The sequence below is a fragment of the Phaeodactylibacter xiamenensis genome, assembly GCF_000759025.1.
Classification (GTDB): domain Bacteria; phylum Bacteroidota; class Bacteroidia; order Chitinophagales; family Saprospiraceae; genus Phaeodactylibacter; species Phaeodactylibacter xiamenensis.
Genome location: NZ_JPOS01000082.1, coordinates 195272 through 211572, shown reverse-complemented (window position 1 = coordinate 211572; position 16301 = coordinate 195272). Strand labels below are relative to the sequence as shown.

Sequence of the window (16301 nt, the reverse complement as noted above, 5' to 3'; positions counted from 1 at the left end):
TTATGCGCCCAGCTCCAGTTGATTGCGGACCAGTTGGTAATAAGCGCCCCGCAGATAGGTCAGTTCGTCGTGCGTGCCTTGTTCTACAATTTCTCCACCTTCCAGTACAATGATATTGTCCGCGTTCATCACCGTGCTCAGGCGGTGCGCTACGGTGACCACGGTACGTCCGCGGAAGAAGTCTTCCAGGTTTTCCATGATCAGCATTTCATTATAGGCATCCAGTGCGGTAGTCGCTTCATCGAAGAAGATATAATCCGGGTTTTTGTAGACAGCACGGGCGATGAGCATGCGCTGCCGCTGCCCCTGACTAAGCCCGAGCCCTTCCTGACCGATTTTGGTGTTGTACCCTAACGGCAGAGATTCAATGAAGGTCTGAATATTGGCCACCTTTACGGCATTCAGCAGTTTTCGTTTATCGATGATCTCATCGCCTAATGCAATATTACGAGCGATTGAGTCGAAGAAGATGTATCCATCCTGCATGACTACCCCGCATTTATTCCGCCACAGCCGGTTGTTGACATTAGACAAGTTGATGTCACCGAGACGGATCGCGCCTTCGGTGGGCTGATAGATATTGAGGAGCAGTTTAAGAATGGTCGTCTTGCCACTTCCACTTGTGCCCACGATAGCGGTCGTTTGTCCTTTGGGGATACGCAGGTTAACGCTGCGCAGGACGGTTGGGGAGTGCGGGCCATTGTATTGGAAGCTTACGTTTTCCAAAATCAGGTCACCGTACTCCGGCAATATGGTAATTTTCTCTTCCAGGTTCTCCTCGTTATCGCGGACGTGGATTTCGTTGAGGCGCTCCAGGCTGATTTTGGCTTCCTGCCTGGCCCGCAGAAACTCGAACAGCTGATTGAGGGGCGAATTCATCTGCCCTATAATGTACTGGACGCCAAGGAGCATTCCCAGTGACATCTCATTATCCATAACCGCCTTGGCGACCATGAAAATGATCAGTAGGTTCTTAGTCTCATTGAAAAATCCGGACCCGGCACGTTGTATTTGCCCAATGCGCAAAGCGCTGACACTTGTGCGGAACAACCGGGCCTGAATACGCTCCCATGCCCACCGTTTTTGTTTCTCGGCATTGTGGAGTTTGATGTCCTGCATGCCACTGATGAGCTCCATCAGGTTGCTTTGGTTTTCTGCAGACTGATCAAAATGCTTGTAATCCAACTCCCGCCTCAGGTATTGGAAGTAGAAAATCCAGCCTATCTGAGCCAGGGTAAAAACGATAAAAATGCCAAAAATAGTCGCATCCCAAGCGAGTAACACTCCCGCAAAAACCAAGATATTCGCAAAGGTAAAAATGGAAACCAGGGAGGTAGAAGTCAGGAAACGTTGAACCCGCTCATGGTCTGCAATCCGCTGCATTAAATCACCAGTCACTTTTGAATCAAAAAAGCTGATGGGCAGCTTGGTGAGCTTGATTAGGAAATCAGAAATCAAGCTGATGTTGACGCGCACCGTTACGTGCAACAAAATCCAGCTTCGGAATTGCTCCACGGCCATCATCGTTGCGAACAGGAAAAACTGTGCCAGCAGAATAAGCTGTATGAAATTAAGGTCATCGTTTTCAATTCCTGTATCAATAATAGACTTGATCAGGAATGGAAAAATAAGCTGTAACAAACTGCCCAGTGCCAGCCCTACGCCCAGCTGTAGGAGCAGAGGGCGGTAGCGCTGAAAATAACTCCTTACGTAGCCAAAGCCAGACTTGTTGATCTTTTCGCCCTCGCGGGCATAAAACTCAGGTGTGGGCTCCAGCAAGAGTAGCACACCGACATCTTCCCCGTCCTCCACATCGCTTGCCCAGTTTTCAAGGAATTCTTCACGGGTCAGTTTGAATTTGCCCGCTGCCGGATCGGCAATCCAGACATGTCTGGAATTCGCCTTGTAGACCACCACGAAGTGTTCCTGTTTCCAGTGCGCGACAGCCGGGACCGGAATATCCCTTGCCAGGCGATCGAAGGTCGTCTTCACAGCCAGGCTTTGCAGCCCGATATGCTCAGCTGCGTCACTGATGCCCAAAAGGGTGACGCCCTGTTTGCCCATATAAGTCAGGTCACGGAGATACTCTAGCGAGTAGTACCGCCCAAAATGACGAGAAACCATGCGCAGGCAGGTTGCCCCGCAGTCCATCGCGTCGAGTTGCTGGTAAAATGGAAATCTCCCTGACATTTTTTTAGCCTTAGTGGTCAAGCCGAAAGCAAAATAATGGTCATTTGCTCCCCGACTAATCTCTACGCCAGCTCAATTTTATCACCAAAAGTCTGGCACAGAAATCTCTCCGATTCGGTTCTCTGAATTTCAACTATAGCAATGTTGCGTATTCAGAGAACAAATTTAAATACGAAATATAAGGCGTTCAGGTATCTTTTAAAACAAAGTCACCGCAATTTCTTTAAAAACCGGGCAAAAAGCAACTTATGTAATTGAAATAGTGATATTTTTGGGCAAATTTGGGCTAAATGTACAATAGTTTCATCACTGTGGTCTGTGTTTTGGAGCATACGCATGAGCTCCGTTTGTTGCCGGATTACCTGCAAAATACCTTTGCCGTAGTGCGCCAACACTTCACGGATTTTGAATTTATTGTAGTCAACAACAATCCGGAAGCTTCTGCCGATGATGCCATCGAGCAGCTACCGGACGATCTGAAACATAATGTGTACCTGCTCAACCTTTCCCGTGCCACCAACCACAATCATGCTGTACTGGCTGGACTAGACCGAAGCAACGGGGACTACACGGTGATTTTTGAGTTTGACTTCTATCAGCAGCCTGAATTAATACTGCAGCTCTTTGAGCACAGCCGTAACGAAGGGGCAGATATCGTCTACATGCGAGCCCGGCAGCGGCAGGCAGGCGCCCACTTTCGACCGTTTTACAGTCTTTTCTACTTTATCCTGCGCCGCTATTCAGCCCTGGAAGTCGATGAGATGGCGCACAACACCCGGGTTATTTCCCGCCGGGCGCTTAATTCACTGCTGCGCCTGCGTGAGAATTTGCGGTACATGAAGGCCATCTACTCCATCGTGGGCTACAAAACGCGCTACCTGGAAACCGATGAGCCCCTGCATGGCAGAGAACAAGAGTCCTTCTCGGAGCGTTTCCGAACCTCGCTTATCGCGATTACGTCCTTCACTACCTTCTTGCGCTCCTTGCTGTTGTGGATATTTTTGTTTTCCCTGGTCTTTCTTATCGGCGTCATCGGTAATGCGCTGAAAGTGAAATTTACCGGCGTGGATTTGTTCGGTAGTGCCGGAGAGCCGTATCCGGGATGGACGTTTCTGGTCATCCTTATCGCCATTTTCTTTGCTACCACTTGCCTGAATTTGTACATCATGTCGATTTATCTATCGAATATCTACAATGAAATCAAGCAGCGCCCGCTTTACATCCTGGAATCAATCAAGCGATTCTAGCATTTAGCCATTCCAGCACATATTGAAAATGGGCTTCTTTTTCCGGTTCGTTATGTATTTCGTGGTACAGCTCAGGCCACGGCTTAAAGGTCACATCCCCTTCCAATTGAGCCGCAAAAGCTTCACTGGCTTCGGGAGAAGTGATACCATCTCCCGTGCCATGGGCGATCAGTAACGGAATAGGGAAACCACCCTTTTGCTGCATCATCCAGTCGCCTTCCTGCATCATGTCAATGCCTACTGCCGCAGAGATCCTGTCGTGGACCAATGGGTCTTCTTCATAGGCTTTCACCACTTTGGCATCTCTGGACAGCAAACCGGTTTCCAGATTGTTCCCCTGAAGCAAGCCCGGATAAATTCTCCGCATGAGCTTTCCTACTGCTACCAGTGCTGCTGGCGGCGTAAAGGAGAGCTGAATCCAGGGAGCGGAGGCAATCAAACCGGCAATTTCCGGGTTGCGGTGCAGGGTGTAAGAAAGCGCCAGCCCACCGCCCTGACTGTGGCCATACAGGAATACCGGCAGGTCCTGATAAGCGGTCCGGGCTTCGACCAACAACTGAGCAATCTCGTCCAGCAGAGGCTCCAGCCCGGGGCTGTGCCCACGCTTCCCCCCGGATTGGCCATGCCCACGCCGGTCGTAACCTAAAACAGCATAGCCGCGGGCGTTGAACCAGCGTGCCATATGATCATATCGTTCGATGTGCTCTCCCAAGCCGTGGGCGATCGCCAAGACAGCTTTGGGGTTCGCGACTGCCCATTCGCAAGCGTGTATGTTGATGCCGTCTTCTGTCGTCCAGGAAAGTGTCCGTTTCTGCATTATTCTTCTTTTGGTACTGCCTTGAATTGCCGCTGCCCTTCGATATAACCTACGACTTTAGAGGCCGGATAACGCCCCTCCAAGAAGGCCGCCCGGAAAGATTCTGCCTTTGCCTGCTCTTCGAAATGCCCGATCAGGTAGGAAAATTCGCCCTCCCCTAATTCTTCCAGCGTGATATTCCCATGCTGGAAAAACAGATCATGATCGGGAGGAAGCGGCATAGCCGTAGACATAATCTCAATTTTAAAGCCGTTGTAGCCTTCCGGAATTTCCTGTAGGTTGCGGTAGGCTGTATCCGTTTCTATCGTCTCAATTGGAATGACTTTACGATCATTAGCCCGCTGCTGAAAAGCCGGTTGGCGGTCTTCATTTTGCCGCACAGCTCCGCTTAATGGTTCATCAAAACGCTCGGACAGCGGGATGGTGTCCACAGCAGATATCTGCGCCCCTGATCCGGGGCAACCGCTAAAGGCTAGCCCCTGATCCGGCAAAAAGAAAATGACAAATACACTGTAAAATAAGGCTGATTTCATCATATTGTGCGATACAATTCTTAGAACTTTTCTGAAAATTAGGTACAATAACGCAAAAATACCAACTTGTCTTCTATGAGTTTAAGAATAGTTTTTATGGGTACGCCAGATTTCGCGGTGCCTTCCCTTCGCATATTGGTACAAAACGGGTACAAAGTCGTAGGCGTAGTGACGGCTACTGACAAGTACGGCGGGCGCGGGAAAAAACAACTTTTGGAGTCCCCCGTGAAAAAATATGCCGTGGAGCAGGGCATCCCAGTCCTGCAGCCCAAAAACCTGAAATCGCCCGAATTCCAGGAAGAACTGAGGGGTTTGAATGCCAATCTTCAGGTCGTTGTCGCTTTCCGTATGCTGCCGGAAGCAGTTTGGGATATGCCGGAATACGGCACCTTCAACCTGCATGGTTCCCTGCTGCCACGCTACAGGGGCGCAGCTCCCATCAACTGGGCGGTCATCAACGGTGATGCCGAAACAGGCGTTACGACCTTCTTCATCCGCCACCAAATCGATACCGGTGATGTCCTCTTTCAGGAAAAAATGCCCATTGGCCCTAATGAAACCGCCGGAGCGGTCCATGACCGGATGATGCTGCTCGGGGCAGAAACGGTACTAAAAACGGTCAAAGCTATTGAGTCTGGCGATTACCAGCTTCAAAAACAAGACGATGCCCTGGCGACTAAGGCTCCAAAGCTGTTTCGGGAAACCTGTGAAATTGACTTTGCTCAGCCGATCGAGAAAGTACACAACTTCGTGAGGGGGCTCAGCCCCTACCCTGCTGCCTGGACCACTCTGGAAGGCAAACAACTGAAAATTCTCCGTGCCCACTATGAGAAAGCAGATGTGGATGCCACACCCGGCACCTTCCGCTCTGACAATAAAAGCTGGATTAAAATCGCAGCACCCGATGGCTGGCTGGTCGTAGAGGAACTTCAAATGCAAGGCCGTAAACGCATGAAAGCTAATGATTTCCTTAATGGTTTTTCCTTTTGATTTTTGAAGCCATAAAAATTAAAACACAAGAAAATTCTAACTGAGTAAAAGTAAAAATAAAATGATTAAAGTCCTGGATCTTCATTTTCTGGACAAAAGCGACACGATTGCAGCATTTCTGGCAGAGACTTCAGCAGGGCCCATCCTGTTTGAAACCGGTCCCTACTCCACCTTTAGCCATCTGAAAGCCGGGCTTGCAGCACAGGGCTATCAGCCTGAGGACATTGCCCATGTTTTCATCACACATATACACCTGGACCATGCCGGAGCAGCCTGGGCCATGGCAGAAGCAGGAGCCACCATATACCTGCACCCCTTCGGACAGGCGCACATGCATGACCCATCCAAGCTCGTGGCCTCCGCTACCCGTATCTACGGTGATGATATGGAGCGGCTATGGAGCACCATGAAAGGCATCCCGGCAGCACAGCTAAAGACGGTGGACCATGAGGATACCATCAAAATCGGGGATACCGAAATCACCGCATGGCATACGCCCGGGCACGCGGTGCACCATATTGCGTGGCAGGTTGGCAGCGCATTAATTGCAGGTGATGTGGCCGGGGTTAAAATTGGTGATGCTCCGGTTGTACCGCCCTGCCCGCCACCGGATATCAACGTTGAAGACTGGCAGGCTTCCCTCAACCTCATCCGGCAGTTACCTCTGCAAGCCATTTACCTGACCCACTATGGGCGGATTGCAGGGGCCAATATTCCCGTCCACCTCGATGAGCTGGAACAAGAGCTTTTAGCCTGGGCCGAATGGATGAAGCCGCACTTTGAAGCTGGTAGTGACCCAAAATCCATTACGCCGGAATTCATGGCATGGGTACAAGACCGGCTCACCGAAAAAGGCGTTTCGGAATCCATGTTGGAAATTTACGAAAATGCTAATCCTTCCTGGATGAGCGTGGCAGGCCTGCTGCGTTACTGGAAGAAACGAACCGCCGGGTAATCAACGATCACGAGGAAAAACATACCGCCTATGAGGACAAATTTGTTACAATTTATGCCTTATTCTATGACGCAGTGGTAACGCTCATGGAGCCGCTGCCTTGTAACCCCAAACTGATCGAAAATACTGGCAGGGGCTCCTTTTATCCCATCATGCCTGCTATTACGCGCCCGGGGGCGACAAGCATTGCATCAAGATCTTCACCGGGCAAAGCGATGATTTGCTCTGCCCCCGCGTCCCATTCCATCCTACGCCCAAGTTTCCAGGAGAGCCCTACCATATGAGCAGACATTGCTTCCTCAAAACCTTCCTCTATACCGCAGCTTACGGGTGTTCCATTACGGATTGCACCCAGCCATTCCCTGATGTGCAGCATAGCTGAATCGACCCGCTTGCCACCCCGGTAAGTCCAAAGCAGCCCTTTCTGGGCAAAGTATTTGGAGGTCGCTGAAGTCACCCCATCTGCATTGCCGGAAGCCGGGTCATAAGCATAAATCGGCACACTCGGGTCCATCACACCGCTTTCGATCAGGTGCCGGTAACGGGTAGAGTTCGGATCGGCATGCACCCGGAGTTGGTTGCCCAGTTCGAGTGTGCCATCGTGCCCCATCAGTAGGGTTTCGCGCCAGTGCTGATTCCCAAGGGTAGCGCTGTAAACAAAGGTCATCCCCTTTTCCAGCCCGGCTTCCCGGCTGGAGCCCGTGGTGAAGTCCGGGTATTCCATTACCGCCTGGAAAACGTCCGGTACATCCCGCCCATCGCGGTGGGTGTAAATGCCGCCGGAAGCGGTTACGAAGCGGGGCATTCCCATATTGAGGATACAGTTGACCCGGTCGAAATCGTGGGTCATCAGGTCGCCGGACAAGCCCGAGCCATAGGCCCACCATTTGCGCCAGCGGAAGAAATGCTCTTTATTGAAAGGAATACTTGGCGCATTGCCCAGAAAAAGGTCCCAGTCGATGGTCTGAGGGCTGGCTTTTTCGTGGATATGGTACTGCCAGGCTCCATTATCGCTGTTACGGTTTGTACTGGCCTGTACCAAAGACACGTGCCCCAGCACCCGCTTCCGGATGATATCCTGAGCGGTAATAAAGCTTTGAGTCTGCCGGTGCTGATGCCCCACCTGAAAGATCGCTTTTGAGTTTCGGGCCGCTTCACGGAGAGCGTAGGTTTCCGCGATTTTATGGGTCATGGGTTTTTCCACATACACATGCTTGCCGGCCTGCAAGGCAGCGATAGCCACCGGTGCGTGCCAGTGATCGGGGGTAGCAATGACCAACGCATCTATATCTGGGCTGTTGATCAGTTCTTCGTAATGCCGGTAGCGTTTGCAATCCGGTGAAGCAGATTGTGCCAGTTCAGCATTGACCTCGAAGACATCACAGACGCCGGTCAGCTTGACATTGAGGTTTTCCTGGTTCTGATAAGCTTCCAAAGCGCCGGTGTTGCCTTTTTCCTGCATCGCCTGCACCCAGGCCGGCGTAGCAAACCCCAGCACACGGACCAGGTGTTGACCGCGCCCTCCATTCCCCACAATACCAATCCGGACAGGTTCGCCTGACATATCAGAGGCGATTTCCGGGCGTTCTGCCTCGATATTGAGTTCCCGGAGGATTTGGTCTTTTTCCTGTTGTTTCTTCCGTACTTCGGCATAAGCGCCGGCCGCAATACCACCAATGAATGGCAATCCGATCAGTCCTTTGAGGGCTTTCCGGCGTCCCTGCAATGCGCCTTGCTCTGCTTGATGCTTATCCATGTTGTACCTGATTTTTCGGATTAAAAAATACGCCCAGCCCCAGCAGGTGCCCCGTTGGGAAATAGGCTAGTACACCGAGTGCAGCAAGTTCTACGAGGTTCTTGTTGACAATGAAGTAATTGCCTTCTGATGGGCCAGCGGCAGGTATGCCCGGCCAGGAAGGGTGCGCCAGGTAGAAAAAGGTGAGCATGGCAATACCAATGTAGGCGCCCGCTTTCTCCCATATTCCAAGAATAAGGGTTAGCCCTGCTGTGGATAAGGCCACCGCAGTTAAGGTATCTGAAACACCAATCAGTGCGTCATTGCCCAGCCATTGAAAAAGTGGTGCCAAAGGGCCCTGTGCACTGAGCAGGTACCCCTTAGCTGTCCAGCCGGGCGTTAGCAGCTTGATGAAGCCTTCAAATAGAAAATGCCAGCCGGCGAGGAGTCGGAGCGCTGTCAGAAAAAACAGCTGTGGTTTGGAATAGGACATAGCTATACCTTTTTGGTGTCGAGCTACTAAAGTCCACCATTACTTTTACTCCAAAAATGATAATTATCAGATCAAAAACTGATTATTGCCGGGCTGCTTCGATGGCCTTGCGCACACTGCCGTGCTCCAGCAAGAGGGCTTTGGCGTCATCGTAAGTACCGCCTACGGTATTTTTGATAATCTTGGTGCCCCGGTCCACCAGCTTTTGATTGCTCAGCTGCATATCCACCATTTTGTTGTCCACGACCCTTCCCAGGCCAATCATAACGGTGGTGGAGATCATATTAAGGACGAGCTTTTGGGCGGTCCCGGCTTTCATGCGTGTACTCCCGGTGACAAATTCAGGCCCTACGATAACTTCCAGGGAATAATCGGCGTAAGCGCTGACCGGTGCATCCGGGTTACAAGTGATACAGGCTGTCAGGATGCCATGTTTCTGGCACTCTTTAAGCCCGTGTACTACATATGGGGTGGTACCTGAGGCCGCTATACCAATAACCGCATCCTGATCATTGACGAAATAATCCTGTAGGTCTTTCCAAGCCTGGGTTTCGCTATCCTCTGCAAATTCGACGGCATTGCGTATGGCGTGGTCCCCACCGGCAATCAGCCCAATGACCCAATCTGGCGGCACACCGTAGGTTGGGGGGCATTCTGAGGCATCTAAAATCCCCAGCCGGCCGCTTGTGCCTGCGCCAATGTAGAATAAACGGCCGCCCTTTTTCATGCGCTCCAGAATGGCTTCGACTAATTCAGTGAGCCTGGGGATGACCTCCTGTATGGCAAGATGGACTTTGGCGTCCTCTTCGTTAATGTGGGTAAGGATTTCCTTTACCGGCATCTTTTCCAGGTGCCGGTAGAGGGAAGGTTCTTCGGTTACTTTTTGCATGCGGGTGCTTGATGATTTAGACTGAGTAGTTTGACGGTCTAGCTTTATTTTGTTTCCGTCTCTAAAGTTAGAAAAACCGTTGCATTTTCGTCGGATTAATCTTTTTCCTCCACTACCACATCGACCGAGCGGTAGGCATCAATGACAGCCTGCTCGCCCTCTTTCCCAGGCATAGAATTACCATGCTCCATACCGAGGATGCCTTCAAAGCCTCGACTGTGGATATACTGGAAAATATTTTTGTAGTTGATTTCGCCCGTGGTGGGTTCATTGCGCCCGGGATTGTCACCGATCTGGAAGTAAGCGATCTCCCCCCAGCACTTTTCGATATTCGGCAACAGGTTGCCCTCCTGAATCTGCTGATGGTAAATATCAAACAGGATTTTGCAGGCAGGGCTGTCCACCGCCTTGCAAATTTGGTAGCCCTGGGCCGCTTTGCTGAGGAACAGCCCAGGATGATTGTAGAAGTTGAGGGGCTCCAGCACCATTACCAGGCCGTGGGGCTCTAAAATCGCGGAGGCTTGCTTTAGGGTTTCAATCACATTGGCCGTTTGGTAGCCCATGTCCTGCCGCAGGTCAACCAGCCCTGGCACAACGGTCATACAGGTTGCGTTGACCCGTTTGGCTACTTCCACACTTTCTTCGATCTCTTTTAGAAAAGCCTGCCGTTTCTCCTCATCGCCGCTGGCCAGGTTGGCATCATTCCAGGCAATGCTATGGGCCACGAAAACCCCCATTTCCATGCCCCGGCTTTCCATTGCCTTTGCCATTGCCTTTTGGAGTTCGACCGGCTTGTTCTTCATACCATTGTCTTCAAAAGCGGTGAAGCCCTGATCAGCCATAAAGTGCAATTGCGCCACTGGGTCTTTTCCGGCCGTCTCGGCAAACATGCCCAGGTGAGGGGCGTATTTGAGGTTAAATTGTTGATGATCCTGCCTGCCCGTTCCCGCAAAACTAGGAGTGCCTGTGGCCATAGCTCCAGCGGTAAGCCCAGCCTTCTGAATAAATCCTCTTCTGTCCATCATGGTTTTGTTTTCCGTTTTGTTGGTCATGATTAAGCCCTTAATTTAGGGATAAAGCGGGAACAATTTATAGCAATAGCGAGGTAAAACCTAACTGTTATGCCCACAAATACCTCCAGCCTGAAAATGAAATCAGGGCAAAATGTCTATATTGCAAGACTTTCAGACAAATCTCGAGCAAACCTATTCATGAGAGCGGATAACAAGGTGGTTCATGGGCTGTGGATAGGGGAAAAACTGACCCCCCTGGAGATCCTTTGCATTAAATCCTTCCAAGCGCAGGGGCATACGTTTTGTTTGTGGATTTACAATGACCTTGTCACTCCTCCACCTGCGGGCACTGTGGTATGTGATGGGAGGCGAATACTGCCCCGTGATGCTATTTTCCGTTACATTGACGGAAATGAATTTGGGCACGGCAAAGGCAGCCTTGCCGGCTTTTCGGATATCTTCCGGTACAAGCTACTGTATGAGCATGGCGGATGGTGGACGGACATGGATATCACCTGCCTGAAACCGCTTGACTTCCAGAATGCCTATGCATTCAGAGAACATGATGTGCTGCCTGTTGTCGGTAACCTCATGAAGTGCCCCAAAGGAAGCCCACTGATGGAATGGTGCTATCAACGGGCACGGGAACAGGTTGATGCCTGGAATACCGATTGGCTCCTGCCCATCCGCATCCTGAATGAGGGCATTTCCCAGTTCGGCCTGAATGACTGCATTCACTCTATCACCAATCCAGATCGATGGGAGGTTGTGGATTGTTACCGCGAACAGCAATTGCGGCCAGCTCCTCAGTGGTATGCATTTCACTGGATGAACGAAGAATGGAGAAGCAAGACCTTGTCGAAAAACAAGGTCCGGGCCCAGAGCTATCTGGCCAGTCTTTTTCACCGTTATAGTATTGAAATCCAGTTGTTGCCCCGACTACCGCTCCGAACACGCCTGAACCGGCGACTGGCTAAACAGGTGATTCCCTTTATCCCCCTTTTGGTACGCAGAAAGCTGAAAATACTATTATTCCGGTTTAACAAGCTAATCCCTTCCTCCTGATGCCTAACTATAAAGTTGCACTGTTTTTTTCATCTTTGTTAAAAAAACGCTCGCAAAAGCATGCGTAAATCCGCCCGCAAGACCATTGCGATCCTTTCTAATACCAGCTGGAGTATTTACAACTTTCGCAGGGGGCTTGTCAGGCGGTTGGCCAAGGAAGGATATCAGGTTTTAATTCTTTGCCCGCAGGACCGCTATACGGAGAAACTAAAAAACGAACCCTGCCAATTTATCCCAGTCAAGCTATCCAGGCATAAAGTTAATCCGATTCCCGACCTGCAGTATTCCTTTGAGGTATTTAGGATTTTAAGGCGACATCGCCCGGATTTTTTAATCAGCTATACGGTCAAGCCAAATATCTACGGGCAATTTGCTGCCCGGCTCCTTCGCATCCCACGGTTAGCAGTGGTGACAGGCCTGGGCTACCTGTTTATCCGCCGAAATTGGAAAACGGTATTGGTAAAGTGGCTGTATAAGCATAGTTTTAAAGGTGCAAAAAAGGTATGGTTTTTAAATAAAGACGATCAGTCCTGTTTTTTGACAGAGGGTGTAGTTTCGCCCGCCCAGGCAGCCTATCTGCCCGGGGAAGGCGTAGATACCGGCTATTTCAAACCTAACCCGGTGCGGCCTGCAACAAGCTCCGCTCTTTGTTTTGTTTATGCCGGGCGCCTGATCAAAGAGAAAGGGGTTCCTGAATTTGTACAAGCCGCCCAAATCCTCAAACCCAGCTATCCTGAGGTGGAATTTCAAATTGCAGGCTTTTTAGAGAAGGACGCACCTGGCGCGATTAGTGCAGCTGATATTGTAACCTGGGAAAAAACAGGGGCCGTAAATTACCAGGGGGCCAAGGAAGACATTCGCCCTATCCTGGCCGAAGCCCATTGTGTAGTGCTCCCGACCTATTATCGGGAAGGTGTCCCCAGGATACTCCTGGAGGCTGCAAGTATGGGCATCCCAATAATCGGGACGCCCACTCCAGGCTGCAAGGATATTGTACTTGAGGGCAAAACCGGATTTCTCTGCCAGCCCATGGACCATAAGCAATTAGGGAGAGTTATGGAAAAAGTTATCAGAATGGACGATACCCAGCGGCACCAATTAGGAATAGAAGGCAGAAAAATTGTTCGAGCCTATTTTCAGGAAGAAATAATCATAAACCGTTACCTTCACTTCCTCCAACAGCTATTCGGTGCTACAGCAGAGCCAAAAGATAAAGCTACTTTAAAATTCAACTAAATTCAGCAACCTCAATCTTGCACCGACCAACCCATTGAACACATGGCTTCTAAACAAAAGCATACGCCTAAATCCTCCCCACTTCTGATTGGCTGGGTAGTTGTGGGGTTGTTTATTAGTGGCTTCATCGTTGACCCGGCTGCCAGGGAGCCTTTTCTGCCAATTCGCCAGTTATTGATTGCCCTGTGGTTAGTGGGCGGTGCAGTCCTGGTTTTCCGTGTACCAGGCTTAAAAGTTGCCTTGCCTCCGGTCACCCGGCTTTTCATAGGGCTCAGCTTGGCTTTTCTGGGCTGGAATATCTTAAGTATATCCTGGAGCATTAATCCAACTGAGGCAGTTCTCGCTTCTAACCGGGTACTGCTGCAGGTAAGCCTTTGTGCCTTTTTTATTATAACTGCCCCGCTATTGCTGGAACGGCTGGGCCTGCTTGCGCGTATCCTTGCAGTGTACCTCTGCTTTTTGAGTGTGCTTAGCATTTTGCAGTACCTGGGCTGGACCAACTTCCCAATAGAGAGCAGCAGTCCGCCTGCGGGTTTGTCGGGTAACAGAAACCTGCTGGGGTCCATCCTGGTTATCCTTCTGCCCTGGGCACTTTACCTATTCTTTTTGGGGCAGCGGTATTGGAGTATTGCTGGCCTAATAGGTTTAGGGGCCGGTGTGATTGCGCTGCTGCTTTCGCAAACCCGTTCAGCTTGGGTGGCTTCTTTCGTCGCTTTTTCTGCTATTCAGATACTTTTGATGCTTCGGCGGAGCACTTTGTCTCCTGAATTGAAAGCGAGATGGAAACTTGTGAACTTATCGGTAGCAGGGGCCGTAGTGATGCTCGCGGGTTTGCTGGCAATAAGTGGGCAAGGCAATCAACTAAAGAATAACCTCCTAAATCGATTCTCCACGCTGGTCCAGGTTCCTGATGCTGATGAACAGGCAGAGAACGAGGCAGAACGCAACATTTTGGACCGATTACACCTTTGGCAACACACCACCGAACTGATAAAAGACCACCCCGTAAAAGGAGTAGGTGCCGGAAATTGGAAAGTCCGCTTTCCGGAATACGGAGGGAGCAGCGCACCCCGCTTCGAGGAAAAAGACAAACTCCGCGTTCGCCCTCACAACGAATACCTGAGCATTGCAAGTGAACTGGGCCTGGTAGGTCTGGCCCTTTTTGTCTTGCTTTTGGCAACGCCTGCCTACCAATCGTTTCAGCTTCTTTTGAAAACCCGGACGGAGCAGGGGATCATTCTCAACATCCTACTTATTGGAGTTGGTCTCGGGCTGGCTGTAGACTTTCTGTTTAGCTTTCCCCTGGAGCGGTTGAGCCATAGTTATCTTATTGCGTTAAATATTGGGTTGGCGCTTCAGGGATCCAAAAGCAGTTCTACCCGCAAAGCCCGACCGGGCGTCTGGGCGGTGCTCCTGGGGCTTGGCGCCCTGGCCGCTTTGGCAATAAGTTACTACAACTGGCAGGCGAACCGCAGTTTCCATCAGTTGCTGCGGGCTGAAGTCAGTGGGCAGTGGGACAAGGCCGTCTCCATCAGCCTGGAAACCGAGCAGATGCCATTGACGAGCCTGGACCCGCTTGGCGATCCTGTTGAATGGCATTCGGCAAATGCCTTAAAGCAAGTGGGCAAAAGTGAGGCAGCGTTGGAAAAAATTGAGGATGCGATCGAGGCGCACCCGAACAGCCATCGGATTTGGAACACAAAGGCTGCCATTATGATACAGGAGGAGCAATTTCAGGAAGCCATAGAACCGCTAAATCGTGCGCTTACGTTGGCATCAGATTATGAGCCAGCCCTCTCCAACCTGGGTTATGCTTTCTACCGGACCGACCAATTCGAGGCGGCTGTCACTACCTTACTAAAGCTCAATCTGGAAAAGCATGCTAAAGTCCTTCCCGTCATTTGGGATGCCGGGCAGCGGATGGAACGCTCCTGGTTGGGCAGCAGCCCTTTTTACCAGGCAGGCTTGAACGCGCTGAAGCCCCCTACTCCACTCCCTATGGTACAATGGCCGGCGCAAATGCGGCAGCTTCAGCACCAGTTTGAATCAGAGAAAGCCTTCGTTGTCCAATACTTTGAGACACTGGGCCATTATGCGATGCTGAAAGCCTGGTCTGAAAAGCAGCCCCCCGAAGCCGTCATGGGCTTAAATGCGGCCTTACAGGAGCTGTACGAAAACCTGGCGCAGCAAGAAGACTATGCGGCCCTTGCAGATCGAGTCATTCAGAACCACCACACAGCAACTCTGCAAAAAATCCGGCAATTAACCAAAGATGAAATCATCACCGTAGGCGCAGTCCTGGTCCCATTACCAATTTAGGCTCACATGCACATTATCAACAACAAGCCTAAGCCATTTTCTCAGGAGCTAAAGACCGTTTGGCGGGCATTACCCATCGCTATGGTCTTCGCAAAACGAGCGATCCGGATTAAGTACAGCCATACCGCACTGGGCTTACTGTGGGTTATTGTGCCTATTGCGGCCTATGTGGTGATCTATTCCGTTTTTTTTTCGGTCCTGCTTGAGATCGACACCCGGGAAACGCCCTATCCGCTGATTGCCTTTTCAGGCCTGTTGGGCTGGAACTATTTTAAGGATATCATTCATAATGTAGGCCCTTCGCTGCATCAGGAAGGCGAATACCTGAAAAAGAATGTATTGCCTAAGTTTATCATTCCACTGTACAAAAGCTTACTCGGGCTGGTGGAACTGGGCATTTCGCTGGGGCTCTTCTTTATTTTGATGCTCATCTATCGGGAGCCGTTAAGGTTATCCATTTTAATACTGCCCGTACTGATCATCATCAATCAGCTCCTGGGGTTTAGTATAGGGATATGGGTTTGTAATTTGTCCGGCCGAAGAAGGGACGTAGTACACCTGGCCATTTCGGGCCTCAATGTGGCCATTTGGCTGACTCCTGTTTTCTACCTCCCCGGGCTACTCCCGGAAGTTTATGAGCCGTTTTTGTACCTTAATCCCATGACGACATTGATTGGTGCCTACCGCTGGGCATTGCTCGGGTTATCTTTCCCGCCGGCCTATGCCTGGGCAGCACTGCTGATTTGGGGAGTGGTATTGGTAGCGGGAATAAGAACCTTCTTCCGGCGGCAGTACGAACTTATTGACTATCTTTAATTA

At 50.7% G+C, this 16301-nt stretch carries 14 protein-coding genes; 7 read left to right on the top strand and 7 right to left on the bottom strand.

The annotated features are described in order from the left end of the window. A complete protein-coding gene (locus IX84_RS22715) occupies window positions 1–2190 on the bottom strand; it encodes a peptidase domain-containing ABC transporter (protein ID WP_044226246.1) in 2190 nt (729 codons plus the stop codon). A 290-nt stretch (window positions 2191–2480) separates the two neighbouring features. Between IX84_RS22715 and IX84_RS22710 the strand changes: the two genes are divergently transcribed. Next, entirely contained in the window at window positions 2481–3437 is a 957-nt protein-coding gene (locus IX84_RS22710; protein WP_044226245.1) for a glycosyltransferase, read from the top strand. Here the strand turns inward: IX84_RS22710 and IX84_RS22705 are convergent. Further along, window positions 3424–4254 carry an alpha/beta hydrolase gene (locus IX84_RS22705; RefSeq protein ID WP_052516317.1) on the bottom strand — a complete coding sequence of 277 codons (831 nt, stop codon included), beginning with the start codon at window positions 4252–4254 and terminating at the stop codon, window positions 3424–3426. The genes IX84_RS22710 and IX84_RS22705 overlap by 14 nt on opposite strands. Next, window positions 4254–4790 (bottom strand): hypothetical protein, encoded by a 537-nt coding sequence (locus IX84_RS22700; protein ID WP_044226244.1) that lies wholly within the window; start codon window positions 4788–4790, stop codon window positions 4254–4256. The genes IX84_RS22705 and IX84_RS22700 overlap by 1 nt, the downstream gene beginning before the upstream one ends. A 72-nt stretch (window positions 4791–4862) precedes the next feature. Between IX84_RS22700 and fmt the strand changes: the two genes are divergently transcribed. Further along, entirely contained in the window at window positions 4863–5777 is a 915-nt protein-coding gene (fmt, locus tag IX84_RS22695; protein WP_238578325.1) for a methionyl-tRNA formyltransferase, read from the top strand. 61 nt (window positions 5778–5838) lie between these two features. Further along, a complete protein-coding gene (locus tag IX84_RS22690) occupies window positions 5839–6732 on the top strand; it encodes an MBL fold metallo-hydrolase (protein WP_044226241.1) in 894 nt (297 codons plus the stop codon). Window positions 6733–6874: 142 nt separating this feature from the next. Here IX84_RS22690 and IX84_RS22685 read toward each other — a convergent pair whose 3' ends face one another. The 4 genes from IX84_RS22685 to IX84_RS22670 form a co-directional block, all read right to left on the bottom strand. Then, window positions 6875–8488, bottom strand: a complete 1614-nt coding sequence (locus tag IX84_RS22685) for a Gfo/Idh/MocA family oxidoreductase (RefSeq protein ID WP_044226239.1) — start codon at window positions 8486–8488, stop codon at window positions 6875–6877. Beyond that, window positions 8481–8960: a hypothetical protein gene (locus IX84_RS22680; protein ID WP_044226237.1), complete on the bottom strand. Its 480-nt coding sequence runs from the start codon at window positions 8958–8960 to the stop codon at window positions 8481–8483. The genes IX84_RS22685 and IX84_RS22680 overlap by 8 nt, the downstream gene beginning before the upstream one ends. Before the next feature lie 82 nt (window positions 8961–9042). Continuing rightward, window positions 9043–9849, bottom strand: a complete 807-nt coding sequence (gene murQ, locus IX84_RS22675) for an N-acetylmuramic acid 6-phosphate etherase (RefSeq protein ID WP_044226235.1) — start codon at window positions 9847–9849, stop codon at window positions 9043–9045. 95 nt (window positions 9850–9944) lie between these two features. After that, a complete protein-coding gene (locus IX84_RS22670; protein ID WP_044226353.1) occupies window positions 9945–10871 on the bottom strand; it encodes a hydroxypyruvate isomerase family protein in 927 nt (308 codons plus the stop codon). Window positions 10872–11060: 189 nt separating this feature from the next. Here IX84_RS22670 and IX84_RS31405 point away from each other — a divergent pair, with 189 nt between their 5' ends. From IX84_RS31405 to IX84_RS22650, 4 genes are read left to right on the top strand one after another with little or no spacing between them, the layout of a single operon-like run. Beyond that, complete coding sequence (locus IX84_RS31405) at window positions 11061–11927, top strand: glycosyltransferase (RefSeq protein ID WP_160213892.1); 867 nt, start codon at window positions 11061–11063, stop codon at window positions 11925–11927. Between the two features lie 60 nt (window positions 11928–11987). Further along, window positions 11988–13163 carry a glycosyltransferase family 4 protein gene (locus tag IX84_RS22660; RefSeq protein WP_044226233.1) on the top strand — a complete coding sequence of 392 codons (1176 nt, stop codon included), beginning with the start codon at window positions 11988–11990 and terminating at the stop codon, window positions 13161–13163. A gap of 42 nt (window positions 13164–13205) precedes the next feature. Then, window positions 13206–15482: an O-antigen ligase family protein gene (locus IX84_RS22655; protein WP_044226231.1), complete on the top strand. Its 2277-nt coding sequence runs from the start codon at window positions 13206–13208 to the stop codon at window positions 15480–15482. A 6-nt stretch (window positions 15483–15488) separates the two neighbouring features. Then, a complete protein-coding gene (locus tag IX84_RS22650; RefSeq protein ID WP_044226229.1) occupies window positions 15489–16298 on the top strand; it encodes an ABC transporter permease in 810 nt (269 codons plus the stop codon). Window positions 16299–16301 lie beyond the last annotated feature (3 nt).

Coding starts and splice junctions, on each gene's coding strand:
- IX84_RS22715 (WP_044226246.1), bottom strand. CDS start 2,190: ATGTCAGGGAGATTTCCATTTTACCAGCAACTCGACGCGATGGACTGC.
- IX84_RS22710 (WP_044226245.1), top strand. CDS start 2,481: ATGTACAATAGTTTCATCACTGTGGTCTGTGTTTTGGAGCATACGCAT.
- IX84_RS22705 (WP_052516317.1), bottom strand. CDS start 4,254: ATGCAGAAACGGACACTTTCCTGGACGACAGAAGACGGCATCAACATA.
- IX84_RS22700 (WP_044226244.1), bottom strand. CDS start 4,790: ATGATGAAATCAGCCTTATTTTACAGTGTATTTGTCATTTTCTTTTTG.
- fmt (WP_238578325.1), top strand. CDS start 4,863: ATGAGTTTAAGAATAGTTTTTATGGGTACGCCAGATTTCGCGGTGCCT.
- IX84_RS22690 (WP_044226241.1), top strand. CDS start 5,839: ATGATTAAAGTCCTGGATCTTCATTTTCTGGACAAAAGCGACACGATT.
- IX84_RS22685 (WP_044226239.1), bottom strand. CDS start 8,488: ATGGATAAGCATCAAGCAGAGCAAGGCGCATTGCAGGGACGCCGGAAA.
- IX84_RS22680 (WP_044226237.1), bottom strand. CDS start 8,960: ATGTCCTATTCCAAACCACAGCTGTTTTTTCTGACAGCGCTCCGACTC.
- murQ (WP_044226235.1), bottom strand. CDS start 9,849: ATGCAAAAAGTAACCGAAGAACCTTCCCTCTACCGGCACCTGGAAAAG.
- IX84_RS22670 (WP_044226353.1), bottom strand. CDS start 10,871: ATGGACAGAAGAGGATTTATTCAGAAGGCTGGGCTTACCGCTGGAGCT.
- IX84_RS31405 (WP_160213892.1), top strand. CDS start 11,061: ATGAGAGCGGATAACAAGGTGGTTCATGGGCTGTGGATAGGGGAAAAA.
- IX84_RS22660 (WP_044226233.1), top strand. CDS start 11,988: ATGCGTAAATCCGCCCGCAAGACCATTGCGATCCTTTCTAATACCAGC.
- IX84_RS22655 (WP_044226231.1), top strand. CDS start 13,206: ATGGCTTCTAAACAAAAGCATACGCCTAAATCCTCCCCACTTCTGATT.
- IX84_RS22650 (WP_044226229.1), top strand. CDS start 15,489: ATGCACATTATCAACAACAAGCCTAAGCCATTTTCTCAGGAGCTAAAG.